A 20,208-nucleotide genomic window follows, 5' to 3' on the forward strand; every position below is an offset into this window, starting at 1 on the left:
GATACGGGACGTTCAGCGTTCGGTCGCCAGCGGCCGCTCCGGGGTATGGAGCCGCGTCATGACCCGGGACATGGTTTTCGGAACCCGGTGCACGGTTGCCCGGGACACCAGGACCATCACTGCGAAGGCTGCCGGAACCGTCCACGCAGCGGGCTGGGCAAGCCAGGCAGGTGTGCTTGCGGCCCCGGCCAGCGCGCCCATAACCATTGCTCCGCCGCACAGCACTCCTCCTGTCAGCATTCCGGCGATCGCCCCGGCATCGGTAAGGCCCCGCCACCAGATCCCCAGGAGCAGTACGGGGCAGACGGTGGAAGCGGTGAAGGCGAACACCAGCCCCACGCTTCCCGCCAGGGCGAAGGAGTCGGTCATGAAGGCGAACCCCAGGGGGACAAGGGCGGACACCACGGCAGCGAGCCGGAAGCCGTCCACGCCGCCGCCCAGCACGTCCTGGCTGATGACCCCCGCCAGGGAGACCACCAGGCCCGAGGTGGTGGAGAGGAACGCAGCGAAGGCGCCCGCCACCACCAGGGCGGACAGCAGGTCGCCCGCCGTGCCGCCCACCAGTTCGCCCGGCAGCAGCAGCACCATGGCGTCCGCCTGCCCGGACCGCGCCAGGCCGGGCGCGAACACGCGTCCCACCAGCCCGTACGCGGTGGGAAACAGGTAGAACACGGACATCAGGCCCAGGACGATCAGCGTGGTGCGGCGGGCGGACTGCCCGTCCGGGTTGGTGTAGAAGCGCACCAGAACGTGGGGGAGCCCCAGGGTTCCAAACAGCAGGGCCACGAGCAGCGACACGTTCTGGTACAGCCCGGCCGGGGCAACGCCTGTCGGATTGGCCGCAGGCGGGGCCAGCGCCGGCGTTCCGTTTCCGGCGAGAACGAAGATGATGAAGAGGATTGGGACGGCCAGTGCCGTCAGCTTCAACCAGTACTGGAACGCCTGGACGAAGGTGATGGAGCGCATTCCGCCTGCGACCACGGTCAGGCAGACAACCACCACCACGGCCACCGAACCAGCCCAGGACGGCAGGCCGGTGGTGATGCGGATAGTCAGGGCAGCACCATGGAGCTGGGGCACGATGTACAGCCAGCCCACCAGCACCACCACCAGGCTGGTGACCCGCCGCACCGCGCGGGAGTCCAGCCGGGCCTCAGTGAAGTCGGGAATGGTGTAGGCGCCGGACCGCCGCAGCGGCGCCGCGACAAAGAGGAGCAGCATCAGGTAACCGGCCGTGTATCCGACCGGGAACCACAGTGCATCGGTTCCGGACAGCAGGATGAGGCCGGCCACGCCCAGGAAACTGGCGGCGGACAGGTACTCGCCCCCAATTGCCGACGCATTCCACCACGGCCGGACCGTCCGGGAGGCAACGTAAAAGTCACCGGTGGTCCGCGAAATCCGCAGGCCATAGAAGCCGATGACGGCTGTGGCCAGGGAAACAACAGCAAGGGCAGCGAGTGCCACACCAGGATTCATGGCGCCCTCACCGGTCGCTTGTCATCGGTCATCAGCCAGGTCCCGGTACCGCGACTCATTGCGCGCGGCCATCCGGATGTACAACCAGGCGCTGAGGCCGATGACCGGATAGATGCCCACTCCCAGCAGGAGCCACGCGAACGGGATTCCCGCCACCCGGGTTTCGGCAAGGCCGGGGACAGCCGCGAGCAGCAGCGGGAACGCGCCAAGAATCAGCAGGAAACCGGACGCCACCACCAGCGCCAGCCGGAGCTGGGACCTGATCAGGGACCGGACAAAGACCTGTCCCACTTCCGAGTCCTGCGCTGCCTCCCGGCTCTCCTTCGCGGGCCGTGGCGCAGTCCGCGGAGCCGTCATCCGCACCCTGGTCATGGGATGGGCCTGATCCGGGTGGCCTCGAGCTTCTCCCGCACCAGGGGCAGGTGGCGCCTGCTGATGGGCAGGCCGGCCCCCGCCACGGTAACGCTGGGACCGTCGGCCGCGAGCTTCATGGAGGTCACGTGCTTCAGCGCCACGAGGTAGGAACGGTGCGTCCGGATGAAGCCGGCGCCTGCCCACTGCTGCTCCAGGTCGGCGAGCGGGACCCGGATCAGGTAACTGGCCTCCGCAGTGTGGAGCCGCGCATAGTCACCCTGTGCCTGGACGTAGGTGACGTCGTCGCGCCTGATCATCTTGGTGGTGCCGCCCTGGTCCACCGTGATCATCTCGGGGGCGGCGCCGCCGTCGCGCAGTTCGCTGATGCGCCCCACGCAGCGGGCAAGGCGTTCTGCCCGCACCGGCTTGAGCAGGTAATCCACCGCAGCCAGTTCGAAGGCATCCAGTGCGTGGTCCTCGTCGGCCGTCACAAACACCACGGCCGGCGGCCTGCCCTGTCCGGCGATGGCGCGGGCAACATCCAGGCCGGACACTGCCGGCATATGGATGTCCAGGAAAACGGCGTCAACCGCTGCGGAGGAGAGGGCCCGGAGGGCTTCGCTGCCGGAGGTGGCCCGGAGGACCCTGCCCACCCGGTCGTCCCTGCCCAGCAGGAAAGCCAGCTCCTCAACGGCGGGCAGCTCATCGTCGACGACGAGGACGTTAATCATCTTCTTAGGGTAGCTTTCGCGCGTCACGCATCGTGGCCGGGCTGGGATTTCGGCACGCGCATGGTGATCAGGGTCCCTTCCCCGGGCGCTGTCTCGATGACCAGCCCGTGGTCGTTGCCGTAGACCTGCCGCAGGCGGGCATCGACGTTGCGCAGGCCCACGTGCTCGCCGTCGGTGTGGCCTGCCAGCATGGACTGCAGCTGTTTCGGATCCATGCCCACGCCGTCGTCCTCGATGGTCACCTCGGCGAACGCACCGGCGTCGTTGGCTGTGATGCTGATGTGCCCTGGCCCTTCCTTGGCTTCCAGGCCGTGCCGTACTGCGTTCTCCACCAGGGGCTGCAGGCTCAAAAAGGGGATGACGGTGCCCAGCACCTCAGGAGCCACCCGCAGGCTGACCTGTACCCGTTCACCGAACCGGGCCCGTTCCAGGAGCAGGTACCGGTCAATGCAGCGAAGCTCCTCGGCAAGGGTGGTGAAGTCGCCGTGCCGCCGGAAGGAGTACCGGGTGAAATCCGCGAACTCCACTACCAGCTCCCGGGCCCGGGCGGGGTCGGTGTTGATGAAGGACGCGATGGCGTTGAGGGAGTTGTAGATGAAGTGGGGGCTGATCTGGGCCCGCAGCGCCCGCACTTCGGCCTCCATCAGCAGCGTCCGTGAGGCATCCAGTTCAGCGAGTTCCACCTGCGCGGCCACCCAGTCGGCCACTTCGCCGGTGGCGCGGACCAGCCCGGCTCCTGCCGAGGGAGCGAAGGCGGCGACGGCGCCCACCACGCGGGTGCCTGCCCGCACCGGAGCGATGACCGCGGCGAGTGCGCTGCCCGTTCCGTCCTCTGGAGCGCCGTCGGGCCCCGCAGGCTGGCCCGCCGGAAGCACCGCCGTCCGCCCGCCTGCCAGCACCCCTTCCGCCAGGCGCATCAGCTGCGGCTTCAGTTCCTCTGCGGCGCCGTCCCATGCGAGCACTCCGGAGGTGTCCATCAGCGCGAGCGCTTCGCACCCCAGCAGGGTCCGGAGGTGGCGGCTTGCCTTCGCAGCTCCGGCGGGGTTGAGGCCGCGGCGGAGATGCTGGCCTGCCTGGGATGCGGCATGGAGCGTGTGATAGGTGGCGCGCTCGGCGTCAGTACCCAGGTCCCGGAAGGAGCGCAGCACCTTGAGCCCTACGCCTGCGACGACGGCAATGGCCATGGCGATCACGGCCACGGCCGCGGCGGTCAGGAGGGGGGAGTCCGGCATGGTGCCAGCGTAGTGGCGGGTGCCGTTTGTCGCAGCATCGCGACCGTTGGGCGACCGCATTTAGGAAAAGTCTGGAACGCAGGTCATGCACCCAGCACAGTGATTGGAGTCACAGTGCGTGGCGTCCCCTGTCCGGGATCCGCCGCGGGGTGTGTCCAGGCAAGTCTCAACGAGGAGGAACGATGGGTAACGATGCCCACACTCCGGACGCAGCGGCGTCCGTGGACTTTGAACAGGTCCAGTCGACCGGGCAGTTCCAGGAACTGCGCAAGCGTCACCGCAGCTTTGTCTTTCCCATGGCAGTCGCATTCCTGCTGTGGTATTTCGCCTACGTCCTGCTGGCGGACTATGCCGTGGGCTTCATGTCCACCAAGGTCTGGGGCAACATCAACATCGGCCTGATCCTTGGCCTGCTCCAGTTTGTCTCGACGTTCGCCATCACGGGCTGGTACGTCCATTACTCCAACAAGCGCCTGGACCCCATCGCGGCCGAGATCCGCAACGAAATCGAGGGCCACGAATTTGATAAGCACGGCAACCGCATAGGCGAGGTTAACAAATGATCGGAATTGCCACGGCGGTGGACGTAGCTGCCCTCAAGGAGACCACCCTGCTCAACATGGGCGTTTTCGCCCTGTTCGTGGCGGTCACGATGGTGATCGTTTTCCGCGCCAGCCGGAACAACAAGACCGCCGCCGACTACTACGCGGCCGGTCGCTCCTTCACCGGTTCCCAGAACGGAACCGCCATCGCCGGCGACTACCTCTCCGCCGCTTCGTTCCTGGGCATCACCGGCGCCATCGCCATCAACGGCTATGACGGCTTCATGTACTCCATCGGGTTCCTGGTGGCCTGGCTCGTGGCGCTGCTCCTGGTGGCTGAGCTCCTGCGCAATACCGGCAAGTTCACTATGGCCGACGTCCTGTCGTTCCGCCTGAGGCAGCGGCCTGTCCGGATTGCCGCCGCCATCTCCACCCTGGCAGTCTGCTTCTTCTACCTCCTCGCCCAGATGGCCGGCGCCGGCAGCCTCATCTCCCTGCTGCTGGGCATCAGCGACTGGGGCGGACAGGCGCTGGTGATCATCGTCGTCGGCGCCCTGATGATCATGTATGTCCTGATCGGCGGCATGAAGGGCACCACCTGGGTGCAGATCATCAAAGCGGTCCTGCTCATTGCCGGCGCGGCGGTCATGACCCTCTGGGTCCTTGCGATCTACGGCTTCAACCTTTCCAGCCTGCTTGGGGCAGCAGTGGAAACACCCAACAACCCGGCTGTCCTCAACCCGGGCCTGCAGTACGGGAAGACGGAGACCTCCAAGCTGGACTTCATGTCCCTGGGCCTCGCCCTGGTCCTCGGCACGGCCGCCCTGCCGCACGTACTGATGCGGTTCTACACCGTTCCGACTGCCAAGGAAGCACGGAAGTCCGTGGTGTGGGCCATCTGGCTGATCGGCCTGTTCTACCTTTTCACACTGGTGCTCGGCTACGGCGCGGCTGCCCTCGTCGGTCCGGAAACCATTCGTACGGCACCCGGCGGCGTCAACGCCGCTGCTCCGCTTCTGGCCTTCCACCTGGGCGGGCCGCTGCTGCTGGGCTTCATCTCGGCGGTTGCTTTCGCCACCATTCTGGCCGTCGTGGCCGGTTTGACCATTACCGCTGCCGCGTCCTTCGCCCATGACATCTATGCCAGCGTCATTTCCAAGGGCAAGGCCGACGCGGACACAGAGGTGAAGGTTGCCCGCCGTACCGTCGTGGTCATCGGCGTCCTGGCAATTCTGGGCGGAATCCTCGCCAACGGGCAGAACGTGGCGTTCCTCGTGGCGCTCGCGTTCGCGGTGGCGGCGTCGGCCAACCTGCCCACCATCGTCTACTCCCTGTTCTGGCGGAAGTTCACCACCCAGGGCGCGGTGTGGAGCATGTACGGCGGACTGGGCGCAGCGATCGTCCTGATCATCTTCTCACCCGTGGTTTCCGGCGGCGCGACCTCCATGATCAAGGACGCCAACTTTGCCCTCTTCCCCCTGAGCAACCCGGGCATCGTCTCCATCCCGCTCGCGTTCTTCCTGGGCTGGCTGGGAACAACCGTGGACAAGAAGCGCGAAGACAGCGCCAAGCAGGCAGAGATGGAAGTCCGGTCACTCACCGGGGTTGGTGCCGAAAAGGCCGTCAACCACTAGCCTGACAGAAGCAACGGCAGCAACAGGAAGAGCCTCCGCACCGGGAAACCGGCGCGGAGGCTCTTCCTGTTGGCACGGTTGCGCTAGGGTGCCGGCCGCAGCTTGATGTTCGTCATCTTGACGTCGTCGGTGCCCTCAAAGCGGTAGGCGAGATCCACCTCCTTGCCGTCGCAGGCAATGAGGCCCACGATATCTGCCGTCTTGATGCCGTTTTCGGTGCTCACCTTGACGTCGTTGTAGGCCGGCTTGCAGCCTTCATCCATCTCCAGGCTCCCGACGCCGGACATGAAGTCTTCCTTGGAGAGCTGCTCCTGCAGGGCCGGGTCAAGATAGTCGTCATAGGCCTTGGAGCTCTCCCCGGCGATGACCAGCCTGGTGAATCCGTCCGCCAGGCCGCGGGCCTGGTTGGTGGCGCTGCCCACCACATTGATGAGGATGACGACGCCGAGGATCACCAGCAGCAGGACGCCGCCGACGGTGGCCAGGACGATCCAGAGCTTCCGCCTGTTCCTGGCCGGCGGCTGCCCTGGAAGGCCAAACGGGCCCGGCTCCGGATGCTGAGCGAAAAACGGCTGCTGCGGGTTCCCTGCCGGTGGCTGATGGGGGTTGCCGGCGGGTGCCTGCTGCGGGTAGGGCGGCAGCTGCTGCTGTCCCGGGCCGGCGTGGCCCGGCTGGGACGGTTCCTGGGGACTGCTCAAGAGGGAGCCTTTCCGGAAAAGGGGTGCATGGCACGGCCTGGACGCGGGGCGTCGACCTGGCCCCGCCGGATAACGGGCACCAGCCTATCGCCCGGGCCGCCGCCGTCCGTACTTCAGCCCTCAGGCCGGCGTCACACCCAAGCCGCCGGCCGCCGTCGTGCTTAACCCTGCTGGTTGCCCGCGGTATTGCGCTCCAGGAGGGGCTGCACGCGGAAGGGGATCAGCTCTCCCATGGCCAGCGCGGTGTCGGTGCGCTCCACGCCCCTGCAGGCCAGGATCTTCCCGTTGATCCGGAACAGGTCCTCGGCATCCAGGGCAACCACACGCAGCAGAAGGTCGGCAGAGCCTGTCAGGCCATGGCCCTCCAGGATTTCCGGGATCTCGGCCAGCTCCTTGGCCAGCTGGCCGAGCCGCTGCTGCTGGACGTGGACGGAGATGAAGGCCATGAGGGGGTAGCCCAGCGCGGCCGGATTGATCCGCCGCTCAAAGGACAGGAAGACGTGTTTCTTTTCCAACTGTGCCATGCGGGCCTGCACGGTATTCCGCGACAGGCCGAGCTTCTGGGCCAGCGCGACCACCGTCTTGCGGGGATCCTGCGCCAGGGCCGATAGCAGGCGGGTGTCCGTGCCGTCGAGGGCTTGCATACTGCGCAACGCTAGCACGGTCCCGTGCCTTCCGGCAGAGCATTTTGCTCAACGATCGCTCCGGTGGTTGTACCTCCTGAGCATTGTGAGTAGGGTCACAGTATCCGGGGCAACGGCGCCCGGGAGGCTGGCGGCCGGCGCGACCACAAGTCGCAAAAGTCCTGGTCAACGACGTGAGAAGGTTGCGGGCTATCGTGTCTACAGACGTAACGGGCCAGGGCGGAACAGCCGCCCCTGAGGACGCCGGTCACCCCCAGGAGCAGGGGCGGGAGCTGGTCCAGCTGGTCACCCCTGCAGGGGAACGGGTCAGCCATCCGGAGTTCGACTATTGGGTCAGAGACATCACTGACGAACAGCTGTGTTCCCTTTACGAGGACATGGCGGTGATCCGGCGCATCGACGTCGAAGCCACGGCCCTGCAGAGGCAGGGCGAACTCGCGCTGTGGCCGCCGCTGCTGGGCCAGGAGGCCGCGCAGATTGGCTCCGCCCGGGCATTGCGCCCGGATGACTTCGTCTTTTCCAGCTACCGCGAGAACGGGGTGGCCTACTGCCGGGGAGTGAACCTCACGGACATCGTCCGGGTATGGCGCGGCAATGCCTCCTCGGGGTGGGATCCCTACACCATCAACATGGCCACGCCGCAAATCATCATCGGCGCCCAAACCCTGCATGCCACCGGCTACGCCATGGGCATCCAGAACGATGGCGCCGATTCCGTAGCCGTGACCTATTTCGGTGACGGCGCCACCAGCGAAGGCGACGTCAACGAGGCAATGGTCTTCGCCGCAAGCTTCCAGGTGCCAGTCGTGTTCTTCTGCACCAATAACCACTGGGCCATTTCCGAGCCGGTCTGGCTCCAGTCGCACATCCACCTGGCGGACAGGGCCGCAGGCTTTGGTATCCCCAGCCTGCGGGTGGACGGCAATGATGTCCTTGCTGTGATGGCGGCGACCAGGGTGGCGCTGGACCGGGCGCGGCGCGGCGGCGGCCCCACCTTCATCGAGGCAGTCAGCTACCGGATGGGCCCGCACACCACTGCGGACGACCCCACCCGCTACCGCGACGCCAACGAGCTTGAAGACTGGGCTGCCAAGGACCCGATCGCCCGGGTGGCGGCACTCCTGGAGCGGAGGGGCCTGCTGTCGGAAGGGCTACAGCAGCAGGTCAAGGAAAAGGGCGACGACGTGGCCCGCGAGATGCGCACGGGCTGCACTACCATGCCGGACCCGGAGCCGCTGGACGTCTTCAGGCACGTTTACAGCACGCCCAATTCCTGGCTTGACCGGCAGCAGGACCACTATGCCCGTTATTTGGACTCCTTCGGTGATCCCGCAGGGGCCGTTTCAGAAGAAGGTGCACGCTGATGAGCCAGATGACCTTTGCCCGTGCCATCAATGCGGGTCTTCGGAAGTCCCTGGAAAATGACCCCAAGGTAGTTCTCCTGGGGGAGGACATCGGAACGCTGGGCGGTGTGTTCCGGGTGACCGACGGGCTGCAGAAGGACTTTGGAAAGCACCGCGTCGTGGATACGCCCCTGGCCGAGTCCGCCATTGTGGGCACCGCCGTCGGTTTGGCCTACCGCGGCTACCGGCCCGTGGTGGAGATCCAGTTCGACGGGTTCGTCTATCCTGCGTTCGACCAGATTGTGAGCCAGGTGGCCAAGCTCCACTACCGGACCCGCGGTGCGGTCAAGATGCCCATCACCATCAGGGTTCCGTTCGGCGGCGGCATCGGTTCGCCTGAGCACCACTCCGAATCACCCGAGGCCTACTTCACCCATACAGCGGGCCTGCGGGTGGTGACCGTCGCCAACCCCCAGGACGCCCACACGGTCATCCAGCAGGCCATCTCCTGCGACGATCCGGTGATCTACTTCGAGCCTAAGCGCCGCTACCATGACAAAGGCGAAGTGGACGAGGCCCTGGATCCCGGGAGCGCCCTGCCCATGGACCGGGCGCGCCTCCTCATGCAAGGCAGCGACGTTACCCTGGTGGCTTACGGCCCGCTGGTCAAAACGGCCCTCGACGCCGCGTCGGCGGCAAGCGACGAAGGCGTGTCCATTGAGGTCATCGACCTGCGCTCGCTCGCACCGGTGGACTACGGCACTATCGTTGCCTCCGTGCGTAAGACCGGCCGCCTGGTCATCACCCATGAAGCGGGGCAGTCGGGCGGCCTCGGCGCCGAAGTGGCAGCCAGCATCACCGAGCGCTGCTTCTACTACCTGGAAGCAGCGCCCGTCCGGGTCACCGGGTTCGACATCCCCTACCCGTACTCAAAGCTGGAAATGCACCACCTGCCGGGCCTGGACCGGATCCTCGACGGCGTGGACCGGGCCCTGGGCCGGCCGAACTCCCTCAGCGGGCTGGAAGGATGAGCGGGACCATGATCAAGGAATTCCGGCTTCCGGACCTGGGCGAGGGACTCACCGAATCGGAGATCCTCAGCTGGAAGGTGGGCGTGGGCGACACCGTCAGCCTGAACCAGGTCATCGCCGAAGTGGAGACTGCCAAGGCGGTGGTGGAGCTTCCGTCCCCTTTTGCCGGAGTCATCAGGGAACTCCATGAACAGCCTGGCACTGTGGTGGAGGTGGGCAAGCCGATCGTCTCCTTTGAAGTGGCGGACGACGCCGGCCAGGCACCTTCGGGGGCAGGCGGCACTTCCGCCCGGACTGAGGAGGCAGCGGGGGAGGTTCCCGCAGGTCCCGCGGCCGGCCCTGCGGCTGGAACCCCGCAAAGGGAGCCAAATCTGGTGGGGTACGGCGCCGTCGTCGAAAGCACCGGCAAGCCCGCACGGCGGCCCAGGAACCTTCCGTCAACCGGGCCCGCTGAAGGGGTGGCCCCGGTGCTCGTGCCTGCCCCAACCAATGAAGCGGTGGTTGAGCAGGCGGAAACCGTGCCGCTCACGTCCCGGCCGGCCGGTAGCCCGCATGTGGAAACCGCCCCTGACCGCCCGCGGTCTACACCACCGGTGCGGAAGCTGGCGAAGGACCTGGGAGTGGACCTGTCGGACGTGCCCGGGACCGGGCCGCAGGGGCTCATTACCCGCGAGGACGTGCAGCATTTTGTGGACGGCCTGTCCACGGGCGCTGCTGCGAGGCCGCAGGCAGCTGCCTCGACAGGAGCGACTGCCCGGCCGGGGGCGAGGGAAACCCGGACCCCCATCAAGGGTGTCCGGAAGCTCACGGCGTCGGCCATGGTGCAAAGCGCCTTCACCGCACCCCACGCCACGGAGTTCCTGACTGTGGACGTTACTTCCGCCATGGAGCTTCTGGCCAAGCTCCGGGACAGCCGGGAGTTCGCGGGCATCAAGCTGACGCCGCTGACGCTTGCGGCCAAGGCCTTGCTCATCGCCCTGCGGCGCAGTCCCGCCCTCAACTCCCGCTGGGACGGGGAAACCCAGGAGATCGTGACTTTCAACTACGTGAACCTGGGCATAGCAGCCGCAACGCCGCGTGGCCTCACGGTGCCGAACATCAAGGACGCAGACGCCATGTCCCTGGTCCAGCTGGCAGAAGCCCTGTCGGCGCTCGCGGAAACAGCCCGCGCCGGCAAGACCCCGCCGGCCGATCTCTCCGGAGGCACCATCTCCATCACCAATATTGGCGTCTTCGGTATTGACGCCGGCACCCCCATCCTGAATCCGGGGGAAGCCGCAATATTGGCGCTGGGCGCGGTGCGGAAGATGCCCTGGGAATACCAGGGCGGGATAGCACTGCGCCAGGTGATGACCCTCAGCCTGTCCTTCGACCACCGGCTCGTGGACGGGGAACAGGGCTCGCGCTTCCTGGCCGACGTCGGTGCGGTCCTGGCCGATCCGGGCATGGTCCTCACCATGGTCTAGCATCCGCGTTTTTGTCCACGTATGCAGGGTTATCCCTGCATACCTGGACCAAAACTCCGCGCTTCGGGGGAGGGTTCCGTGCCTACCAGCAGCGCCGCCAGGGCCATGCTTTCGAGCAGCGGCCGGGCTGCTCCCGGGGTTATCTTCCGGCCGTGGCTGCGCACCGAGTGCGGGGTGGAGTTGATCAGCCCGAACGTGGCGTGGGCCCGCATCCGGAGCTCCGTGTCGCCTGTTCCCGGATGAAGCCTGGCAAGGACCTGCACCCAGACCTCCACGTAACTGCGCTGCAAGGCCCGCACCGCGGACTGGTCGTGTTCCGAAAGGCTGCTGAAATCCCGGTCCTGGACCCGAATGACGTCCGGTTTGCCCAAGGCGAAGTCGACGTGGAATTCCACCAGGCGCCGCAGGGCCATCAACGGATCGTTATTCTCGGCCACCACCTGGCGTCCCCCGTCCAGCAAATCCTGGCTGACGGTCACCAGCAGGTCCGCGAGCACAGCCTGCTTGCCGGGGAAATGCCGGTAGACGGCCGGGCCGCTGACCCCGGCGGCGGCGCCCAGGTCCTCAAGGGAGACGCGGTTGAAGCCGTGCACCGCGAAAAGCGAAGCGGCAGCAGCGAGCAGGGCCTGGCGGCGGTTCTCCTTCGCCCTGCTGCGCTGTGTTGAACCACCAGCCGGTGTTTGAGTACCAGCCGGTGTTGAATTACCGGCAGGCGCTGCTTCGGTGCTTGGCACAATTCCTCCTCGGACCCGTGAAGTCTAGCAAGGCACCTGCTGTGTTGGACATCACAGTTAATCGGGACTAACCTGAATTTCAGTTATCGGTCACTAACCGAGTCGGTTCCCGCCGGCCAGGTCAAACAGGAACAGGAAGCGTCGATGGAGATCCTTGTCAGCCGGATCGACCCCGCCGGCAGGGCGTTCGCGGGCAACCGTGAAGCGCAGCTGCTGTTGACGGAGGAGCTGCGGAAAAGGCTGGCGGATGCTGCCCTGGGCGGTCCGGAGAAATCCAGGCAGCGGCATGTGGCGAGAGGGAAGCTCCTGCCCCGCGAGCGCATCGACCAGTTGCTCGACGACGGCAGCCCCTTCCTGGAAATCGCGCCGCTGGCCGCTAACGGGATGTACAACAATGAGGCCCCCGGCGCCGGCGTCATTGCCGGTATCGGCCTGGTCCACGGCCGCCACGTGCTGGTGATTTCCAACGACGCCACGGTCAAGGGCGGAACCTACTATCCCCTGACGGTCAAGAAGCACCTGCGGGCCCAGGAGATCGCCCTTGAAAACCGGCTGCCCTGTATTTACCTGGTGGACTCAGGCGGCGCATTCCTGCCCAAACAGGACGAGGTCTTTCCGGACCGGGACCACTTCGGCCGAATCTTCTACAACCAGGCCCGGCTCTCCGCGGCCAAGATTCCACAGGTCGCCTCGGTGATGGGCTCCTGCACCGCCGGCGGCGCCTATGTCCCCGCGATGAGCGATGAAACCGTCATCGTCCGCAACCAGGGCACCATCTTCCTGGGCGGGCCGCCCCTGGTGAAAGCCGCGATCGGCGAGATCGTAACTCCCGAGGAGCTCGGCGGCGGCGAGGTGCATTCGCGGATCTCCGGCGTCACGGACCACCTCGCTGAGAATGACGACCACGCCCTCCAGATCATCCGGGACATCGTGGCCACGCTGCCGCCGCCGGCACCGCCCGCCTGGAAGGTGCAGCCCGCCGTCGAACCTTGCGCCGATCCTGCGGAGCTGTACGGGGCCGTGCCAACAGACGTCAACGCCCCCTATGACGTGCATGAAGTGATAGCCCGGCTGGTGGACGGCAGCCGCTTCCACGAATTCAAGAAGGAGTACGGCACCACTCTGGTGACCGGCTTCGCGGCGCTGCACGGGCACCCTGTGGGCATTGTGGCCAACAACGGCGTCCTTTTCAGCGAGTCCTCCCTCAAAGGCGCGCACTTCATCGAGCTGTGCGACCAGCGCGGGATCCCGCTGGTCTTCCTGCAGAACATTTCCGGGTTCATGGTGGGCAGGGACTCGGAACAGGGTGGCATCGCCAAGAACGGAGCCAAGATGGTCACCGCCGTTGCCACCGCCCGGGTGCCCAAGCTGACAGTGGTGATCGGCGGATCCTTCGGCGCGGGCAACTACTCCATGTGCGGACGCGCCTACTCGCCGCGTTTCCTGTGGATGTGGCCCGCAGCCCGGATCTCGGTGATGGGCGGCAACCAGGCCTCCAGCGTCCTGGCCACCGTAAAACGGGAACAGTATGAAGCTGCCGGCCAGGAGTGGGCCGCCGAAGACGAGGAAGCGTTCAAGGCGCCCATCCGCCAGCAGTATGAGGACCAGGGCAGCCCGTACTACTCCACGGCACGGTTGTGGGATGACGGTGTTATTGATCCAGCGGACACCCGCACTGTCCTCGGCCTCGCGTTGGACGTCGTGTCCCGCGCCGCGTTGCCGGAGACCTCCTTCGGCCTCTTCAGGATGTGAGCCGGCGATGACCACACCTTCTTTGACCAGCATGACCGGCACCGGCCCAGCCGCTGCAGGCCCTGCCACCACCGCCACCTCCACTGACATGTCCACTGGCACGGCGCCACTGTTCAGCACCGTCCTGGTGGCCAACCGCGGTGAGATCGCCTGCCGCGTCATCCGCACGCTCCGCTCACTGGGCATCAGGTCCGTAGCCGTTTACAGCGATGCCGACGCCGGGGCGCGCCACGTGCGCGAAGCAGACGTGGCCGTCCGCATCGGCCCCGCTGCCGCAACCGAAAGCTACCTGAAGATCCGGGCCATCGTGGAGGCCTGCCACAGCACCGGGGCGGAGGCTGTGCACCCGGGCTACGGCTTCCTCAGCGAAAACGCGGAATTCGCCCGGGCCCTGCAGAAAGCAGGGATCGTTTTCATTGGCCCCGGAGTTGAGGCTCTGAACGTGATGGGCGACAAGATCCGGTCCAAGAACCACGTGGCGCAATACGGGGTACCCGTGGTGCCCGGTGTTGCCGAGCCCGGCATGGCAGATGAACAGCTGGTCCAGGCCGCAGTGGAGGTGGGATTTCCGCTGCTGATCAAACCGTCCGCCGGTGGCGGCGGCAAGGGCATGCACGTCGTGGAGCGCCCTGAGGACCTCCAGGCTGCGCTGGGGACGGCGCGACGGGTGGCGGCAGGCGCGTTCGGCGACGACACCCTGTTCCTGGAGCGTCTCGTCTCCACGCCGCGGCACATCGAGGTGCAGGTCCTTGCGGACAATTATGGCAACGTCATCCACTTGGGGGAGCGTGAGTGCTCCCTGCAAAGGCGGCACCAGAAAGTCATCGAGGAGGCACCCTCGCCCCTGCTGGAAGGGCTTCCGGACGGCGCTGCCATCCGTGCCCGCATCGGCGAAGCCGCCTGCAATGCAGCCCGCAGCGTGAATTACAGCGGCGCGGGAACCGTGGAGTTCCTGGTTTCCGATGACGCTCCGGACCAGTTCTACTTCATGGAGATGAACACCCGGCTGCAAGTGGAGCACCCCGTTACCGAAATGGTCACCGGTGTCGACCTTGTCGAATGGCAGGTTCGCATCGCCGCCGGCGAGGAACTCACGGTGCAGCAGGCCGACGTCGGACTTAACGGCCACGCCGTGGAAGCGCGCGTATACGCGGAAGTCCCCCAAAAGAACTTCCTGCCGTCCGCTGGAACGGTGCTCCTGCTGGAGGAACTGCCGGGCCCACGGCAGCGCCCCGGCGCCCCGGCAGGAAATGAAACAAGGGCACTGGGGGGCCGGGTGCGGGTGGACTCTTCGCTGCTCGAGGGCTGGGCCATTTCCTCAAACTACGATCCGATGATCTCGAAGGTCATTGCGTGGGGTGCGAACCGCGCGGAGGCACTCTCGATCCTTGACCAGGCGCTGGCTGGCTATACCGCGCTGGGCGTTGACACCAACGTGGAGTACCTGCGCCTGCTGATCAACGATTCCGATGTCCTCGCAGGGCATCTTGACACCGGCCTCATAGAGCGGAAGCTGCCGGGCCTGGCCTTCCGGGAGGTGGACGACTTCGAGCTGGTGGCCGCCGCCCTCTACGCCTGTGCCATGGAGGAACAGAACCGGCCTGCCGCCGGGGCCGGCCCATGGCACCGCCGGGATGGCTGGCGGTTGGGGGTTCCCGCACCCCGCCGGGTCAGCGTGGGAACATCCGACGGCGGGGTGGCAACCGTTGCGGTGGGCGGAAGTCCCGGCGTGGGAGAGACGGTCCTGGTGAGCGTCAACGGCCGGCCGCAGCGCACGGCTGCCCTGCAAATGTCCAGCCGCCACAGCCTTGAACTACACCTCGATGGCAGGAGCCGGACCTACCAGCTGGCACCGGTCTTCACCGGACCGGTCACTCCAGCCTGGGACAACCCCGTGCCGGGGGCACCCTCCCGGCTGTCCCTCGGAAACGGCGGCTGGTCCTGCCGACTGGAGATCCTCACCCGCGAAGCACGGCTGGAACGGGTCCTGGCGGCCCTCCAGCGGGAGGAGGGCGCAGCCGATCCTGCCGTGCGGTCACCCATGCCCGGAACCGTCGTGTCGGTGCCGGTCAGTGACGGCGACACTGTGGCGGCCGGCGATCTGCTCGTGTCGGTCGAGGCCATGAAGATGGAGCACCAGCTGCTGGCTCCGCTGGAGGGAACAGTGCACCTGGTCGTCCGGCCCGGGGACCTGGTCAAGGCAGATCAGGTGCTGGCCAGCATCCACCCCGCAGGCAGCGCGCACACCGCAGGCATACCCAACGGCGAAGGAGCCTAGACATGGCTGGTTTTGAACTCAGCGAAGAATACCAGGACCTCAGCGACACCGTCCGGGATTTTGCGGACAATGTGGTGGCGCCGGTCTCTGCCAAGCACGACGAGGAGCACAGCTTCCCGTACGGGGTTGTCAAGCAAATGGGGGAGCTGGGACTTTTTGGACTGCCCTTCCCGGAGGAGTTCGGCGGGATGGGCGGGGACTACTTCGCCCTGGCCCTGGCTTTGGAGCAGCTGGGCCGGGTGGACCAGTCGGTTGCCATCACCCTTGAAGCAGGGGTCTCCCTGGGTGCCATGCCCATCCATCGCTTCGGCACAGATGCCCAAAAGCAGGAGTGGCTGCCTATGCTGGCGTCCGGCGAGGCGCTGGCCGGCTTCGGTCTGACTGAACCTGAGGCAGGATCGGACGCGGGCGGAACCAAGACCACGGCGCGGCGGGACGGCGGGAACTGGGTGATCAACGGGAACAAGGAGTTCATCACCAACTCCGGAACGGACATCACCCGCCTGGTCACCGTCACGGCAGTCACCGGCCAGAAGGAACGGGCTGATGGAACCCTGCAGAAGGAAATCTCCACCATCCTGGTGCCCACCGACACGCCCGGCTTCCGGGCGGAAAAACCGTACAACAAGGTGGGCTGGAACGCGTCGGACACGCACCCGCTGACGCTCAAGGACGTCCGCGTCCCGGAAGCGAACCTGCTGGGGGTGGAGGGCCGCGGTTACGCGAACTTCCTCTCCATCCTGGATGAGGGGCGGATCGCCATCGCAGCACTGGCCACTGGAGCAGCCCAGGGTTGCGTGGATCTCTCGGTCAGGTATGCCAAGGAGCGCAGCGCCTTCGGCCACCAGATCGGCAAGTACCAGGCCATCTCGTTCAAGATCGCACGGATGGAGGCCCGGGCCCACACTGCCCGCCTTGCCTACTACGATGCGGCGTTCCGCATGCTTGCCGGCAGGCCGTTCAAGACCCAGGCAGCCATCGCTAAGATGGTCGCAGGCGAGGCGGCCATGGACAACGCGCGGGATGCCACCCAGGTATTTGGCGGCTATGGCTTCATCAACGAGTTCACCGTGGCACGCCACTACCGCGACTCCAAGATCCTTGAAGTGGGGGAGGGCACCACGGAGGTCCAGCTGATGCTGATCGCCCGCGAACTGGGTCTGTAGTAAACGGGACTTTAGCCGGCCTGAGAGGATCACTGATGATTGACAAGGTTGTTGCCAGCGCTGAGGAAGCCGTAGCAGACATTCCGGACGGAGCTTCCCTGGCCGTGGGCGGGTTCGGTCTTTGTGGAATTCCGGTGACCCTCATTGACGCGCTGCATGCAGCAGGAACGTCGGAGCTGGAAACGGTCAGCAACAACTGCGGCGTGGACGACTGGGGCCTGGGCATCCTGCTCCGCGATGGCCGGATCCGCCGGACCATCAGCTCTTACGTGGGTGAAAACAAGGAATTCGCCCGGCAGTACCTCGCCGGCGAGCTCGAGGTGGTGCTCACCCCGCAGGGCACGTTGGCGGAGAAGCTGCGCGCCGGCGGCGCCGGCATCCCCGCGTTCTACACCAAGGCGGGGGTTGGCACGCAGGTGTCCGACGGCGGCCTGCCGCAGAAGTACGACGCCAACGGCACCATTGCCATTGCCTCTGCGCCGAAGGAAGTGCGTTCCTTCGGCGGCGTGGACTACGTGCTCGAGGAGTCCCTGACGCCGGATTTCGGCCTGGTCCATGCGTGGAAGGGAGACCGGCACGGCAACCTGGTTTTCCATGCCACCGCCATGAACTTCAACCCGCTGTGTGCCATGGCGGGCCGGATCACCATCGCCGAGGTGGAGGAGCTGGTGGAGCCGGGAGAGCTGGACCCGGAGCACATCCACACCCCAGGCATCTTCGTCCAACGGGTGGTGCTGTCGGCGAGCGCGGAAAAGCGGATCGAAAAGCGCACCGTTGCCCTTGCGGCCGGTGTCCTGCCCACCGCCGGAGGAGCAGGCGCAGGAGCCGCCACAGAAGCCCCCACAGGAGCAGGCAGCAACCAGCAGGCAGGAGCATAGCCATGGACCCGAACAGCCCTGAAGCCCCGCGCCCCGAAGCCGTCCGGCCCGAGTACCGGCGGGCAGCAGGCCAGCAGCACGCAGGCTCCGGAAATTCAACCGACCCCGCCGCCGTCAGGGGCTGGACGCGCAACGAGCTGGCGGCCAGGGTGGCGACGGAGCTCAGCAACGGCCAGTACGTTAACCTCGGTATCGGCATGCCCACGCTGATCCCCAACTACATCCCGGCCGGCGTGGAAGTGGTGCTGCATTCGGAAAACGGGATCCTCGGTGTCGGACCTTATCCGGCGGAGGACGCCGTCGATCCCGACCTGATCAACGCCGGCAAGGAGACCGTCACGGTCAACAAGGGGGCGGCGTTCTTCGACTCGGCTGCCTCCTTCGGAATGATCCGGGGCGGCCACGTGGACGTCGCCGTCCTGGGTGCCATGGAGGTGGCGGCCAACGGCGACCTGGCCAACTGGATGATTCCGGGCAAGATGATCAAGGGCATGGGCGGTGCCATGGACCTGGTGTTCGGAGCCAAGAAGGTGATCGTGATGATGGAGCACGTGGACCGTAACGGCAATCCGAAGATCGTCCAGCAGTGTTCCCTGCCGCTTACCGGGAAGGGCTGCGTGGACCGGATCATTACCGACCTCGCCGTCATCGACGTCGTTGCCGACGAGACAGGGTCCAGGCTGGTGCTGCGGGAGCTGGCGCCCAACGTGTCGGTTGAAGAAGTGGCGGCCGCGACCGGCGCCGAGCTGTTCGAGGAAGACCGGGAACTGACCGTATGACCGATGCGGGCATCAAGGACGACGGCGGGGCACACGTCATCGAGCAGCGCGGGCTGTACTTCGAGGAGCTGGAGGAGGGCGTCACCTACGCCCACCGTCCCGGCCGTACCGTTACCGAGGCGGACAACGTCCTGTTCACCACGCTCACCATGAATACCCAGGCGCTGCACCTGGATGCCAACTGGAGCGCAGGCCAGCCTTTCGGGCAAAGGCTCATGAATTCCATGTTCACCTTGGCGACGATGGTTGGCCAGTCCGTGTCCCAGCTCACCCAGGGCACCATCATCGCCCAGTTGGGCCTCACCGACGTCTCCTTCCCGCATCCGCTCTACCACGGCGACACCCTTTACACCGAGACGGTAATCAGCGGAAAACGGCTCTCGGGCTCCCGGCCCGGGCAGGGAATCGTCACCATGGAGCACACTGGCCGCAACCAGGACGGCACAGTAGTGGCACTGGCCAAGCGGAGCTGCCTGATGTGGACGCGCGAAGCGCATTCAAGGCAACGTGATGGTGGACAGCGTGGTGATGGCCAACCTGACGGAAGACAATCCAACGGGAATGAATCTGACGGTGGCCACGGGAGCGGACAGGAGACAATGCCGGTATGAGTTTTGTGATGGGGCCCGCCCTGCTGTTCTGCCCTGCCGACAGGCCGGAGCGCTACCAGAAGGCCGCCACCCGCGCGGACGCCGTCATCCTGGACCTTGAGGATGCGGTGGCGCCCGGGGACAAGCAGCGTGCCCGTGGTGCCATCCTCGCCCAGGTGGGAGCCGTCGGTGACGTGCCGGAGCTGGAACCAACGCGGACCATCGTCAGGGTCAACCCGGCAGGGACCGAGGAGTTTGAGAAGGACCTGCACTGCCTAATGCACACCCCCTACCGGACAGTCATGCTGGCGAAAGCGGAGACCGCCGGGCAACTGGAAGCCCTGGAGGGCTACCACGTAATCGCCCTGTGTGAAACGGCGCTGGGAGTGCTCAACGCCCCCGCGATCGCTGCAGCCCCCAATGTGGTCGCACTGATGTGGGGCGCAGAGGACCTGCTGGCAACGCTCGGCGGAACGTCCAGCAGGAAAGACGGCAGCGGCTACCGCGACGTTGCACTGCATGCCCGCTCGTCCGTGCTGTTGGCCGCCCGCGCCTTCGGCAAAGAGGCAATCGACGCCGTCTACGTGGACATTCCCGACCTTGCGGGCCTGGCCGCCGAAGCCGCAGATGCAGTGGCTTCAGGGTTCAGCTCCAAAGCCTGCATCCACCCAAGCCAGGCAGCCGTGGTGCGGGGCGCTTATGCACCGTCGGAAGCAGAAGTGGCCGCGGCTGCCGCGCTGCTGCGGGCGGCATCTGCTGCCGGTTCAGGCGTCTTCCAGTACAACGGGAAAATGATCGACGGGCCCATCCTCAAGCATGCAGAGGCCGTTATCCGCCGGGCAGGGGAGCACGTCTAGCTTCTACTGGAGCCAGCCCT

Annotated in this window: 19 protein-coding genes; 12 read left to right on the top strand and 7 right to left on the bottom strand. The window is 66.2% G+C overall.

Annotation, left to right across the window (positions count from 1 at the left end; translation table 11 throughout):
- Positions 1–12 precede the first annotated feature (12 nt).
- From FDW84_RS10790 to FDW84_RS10805, 4 genes are read right to left on the bottom strand one after another with little or no spacing between them, the layout of a single operon-like run.
- A complete protein-coding gene (locus tag FDW84_RS10790; protein ID WP_138609283.1) occupies positions 13–1,479 on the bottom strand; it encodes a sodium/solute symporter in 1,467 nt (488 codons plus the stop codon).
- Positions 1,480–1,500: 21 nt separating this feature from the next.
- The gene (locus tag FDW84_RS10795; RefSeq protein WP_138609288.1) at positions 1,501–1,851 is read right to left on the bottom strand and encodes a DUF485 domain-containing protein; all 351 of its coding nucleotides are present in this window, start codon (positions 1,849–1,851) and stop codon (positions 1,501–1,503) included.
- Positions 1,848–2,564, bottom strand: coding sequence for a LytR/AlgR family response regulator transcription factor (locus FDW84_RS10800; RefSeq protein WP_138609291.1), 717 nt, complete (start codon positions 2,562–2,564; stop codon positions 1,848–1,850). The genes FDW84_RS10795 and FDW84_RS10800 overlap by 4 nt, the downstream gene beginning before the upstream one ends.
- A 23-nt stretch (positions 2,565–2,587) precedes the next feature.
- Positions 2,588–3,796 (bottom strand): sensor histidine kinase, encoded by a 1,209-nt coding sequence (locus tag FDW84_RS10805; RefSeq protein ID WP_138609293.1) that lies wholly within the window; start codon positions 3,794–3,796, stop codon positions 2,588–2,590.
- 182 nt (positions 3,797–3,978) lie between these two features.
- On the opposite strand from FDW84_RS10805, the gene FDW84_RS10810 reads away from it, so the two are divergent.
- Together FDW84_RS10810 and FDW84_RS10815 are read left to right on the top strand one after the other, a co-directional pair.
- Positions 3,979–4,359 (top strand): DUF485 domain-containing protein, encoded by a 381-nt coding sequence (locus FDW84_RS10810; RefSeq protein ID WP_138609295.1) that lies wholly within the window; start codon positions 3,979–3,981, stop codon positions 4,357–4,359.
- Positions 4,356–5,972, top strand: coding sequence for a solute symporter family protein (locus FDW84_RS10815; protein ID WP_138609298.1), 1,617 nt, complete (start codon positions 4,356–4,358; stop codon positions 5,970–5,972). Before FDW84_RS10810 ends, FDW84_RS10815 begins: the two co-directional genes overlap by 4 nt.
- Positions 5,973–6,055: 83 nt before the next feature.
- Here FDW84_RS10815 and FDW84_RS10820 read toward each other — a convergent pair whose 3' ends face one another.
- Positions 6,056–6,670: a hypothetical protein gene (locus tag FDW84_RS10820; protein ID WP_138609300.1), complete on the bottom strand. Its 615-nt coding sequence runs from the start codon at positions 6,668–6,670 to the stop codon at positions 6,056–6,058.
- Positions 6,671–6,831: 161 nt separating this feature from the next.
- Complete coding sequence (locus tag FDW84_RS10825) at positions 6,832–7,314, bottom strand: Lrp/AsnC family transcriptional regulator (RefSeq protein WP_138609302.1); 483 nt, start codon at positions 7,312–7,314, stop codon at positions 6,832–6,834.
- Positions 7,315–7,508: 194 nt separating this feature from the next.
- On the opposite strand from FDW84_RS10825, the gene pdhA reads away from it, so the two are divergent.
- From pdhA to FDW84_RS10840, 3 genes are read left to right on the top strand one after another with little or no spacing between them, the layout of a single operon-like run.
- Positions 7,509–8,678, top strand: coding sequence for a pyruvate dehydrogenase (acetyl-transferring) E1 component subunit alpha (gene pdhA / locus FDW84_RS10830; RefSeq protein WP_138609304.1), 1,170 nt, complete (start codon positions 7,509–7,511; stop codon positions 8,676–8,678).
- Positions 8,678–9,688 (top strand): alpha-ketoacid dehydrogenase subunit beta, encoded by a 1,011-nt coding sequence (locus FDW84_RS10835; protein WP_138609306.1) that lies wholly within the window; start codon positions 8,678–8,680, stop codon positions 9,686–9,688. Before pdhA ends, FDW84_RS10835 begins: the two co-directional genes overlap by 1 nt.
- A gap of 8 nt (positions 9,689–9,696) precedes the next feature.
- Entirely contained in the window at positions 9,697–11,154 is a 1,458-nt protein-coding gene (locus FDW84_RS10840; protein ID WP_138609308.1) for a dihydrolipoamide acetyltransferase family protein, read from the top strand.
- Between the two features lie 29 nt (positions 11,155–11,183).
- Here FDW84_RS10840 and FDW84_RS10845 read toward each other — a convergent pair whose 3' ends face one another.
- Complete coding sequence (locus FDW84_RS10845) at positions 11,184–11,888, bottom strand: SACE_7040 family transcriptional regulator (RefSeq protein ID WP_138609310.1); 705 nt, start codon at positions 11,886–11,888, stop codon at positions 11,184–11,186.
- Between the two features lie 144 nt (positions 11,889–12,032).
- Between FDW84_RS10845 and FDW84_RS10850 the strand changes: the two genes are divergently transcribed.
- From FDW84_RS10850 to FDW84_RS10880, 7 genes are read left to right on the top strand one after another with little or no spacing between them, the layout of a single operon-like run.
- Complete coding sequence (locus FDW84_RS10850; RefSeq protein ID WP_138609312.1) at positions 12,033–13,640, top strand: carboxyl transferase domain-containing protein; 1,608 nt, start codon at positions 12,033–12,035, stop codon at positions 13,638–13,640.
- Positions 13,641–13,647: 7 nt separating this feature from the next.
- On the top strand, positions 13,648–15,918 hold the full coding sequence (locus FDW84_RS10855) for an acetyl/propionyl/methylcrotonyl-CoA carboxylase subunit alpha (protein ID WP_138609314.1): 2,271 nt from the start codon (positions 13,648–13,650) through the stop codon (positions 15,916–15,918).
- 2 nt (positions 15,919–15,920) lie between these two features.
- Positions 15,921–17,084: an acyl-CoA dehydrogenase family protein gene (locus FDW84_RS10860; protein ID WP_138609316.1), complete on the top strand. Its 1,164-nt coding sequence runs from the start codon at positions 15,921–15,923 to the stop codon at positions 17,082–17,084.
- Between the two features lie 35 nt (positions 17,085–17,119).
- Complete coding sequence (locus FDW84_RS10865) at positions 17,120–17,962, top strand: CoA transferase subunit A (RefSeq protein WP_205754743.1); 843 nt, start codon at positions 17,120–17,122, stop codon at positions 17,960–17,962.
- A 2-nt stretch (positions 17,963–17,964) separates the two neighbouring features.
- A complete protein-coding gene (locus tag FDW84_RS10870) occupies positions 17,965–18,741 on the top strand; it encodes a CoA transferase subunit B (protein WP_138609318.1) in 777 nt (258 codons plus the stop codon).
- Entirely contained in the window at positions 18,738–19,352 is a 615-nt protein-coding gene (locus tag FDW84_RS10875) for a MaoC family dehydratase (protein WP_240721477.1), read from the top strand. Before FDW84_RS10870 ends, FDW84_RS10875 begins: the two co-directional genes overlap by 4 nt.
- Positions 19,349–20,188: an HpcH/HpaI aldolase/citrate lyase family protein gene (locus FDW84_RS10880; protein ID WP_138609320.1), complete on the top strand. Its 840-nt coding sequence runs from the start codon at positions 19,349–19,351 to the stop codon at positions 20,186–20,188. The genes FDW84_RS10875 and FDW84_RS10880 overlap by 4 nt, the downstream gene beginning before the upstream one ends.
- The last annotated feature ends 20 nt before the right edge of the window (positions 20,189–20,208 follow it).

The sequence above is a fragment of the Pseudarthrobacter sp. NamE5 genome (assembly GCF_005796225.1).
Taxonomy (GTDB): Bacteria; Actinomycetota; Actinomycetes; order Actinomycetales; family Micrococcaceae; genus Arthrobacter.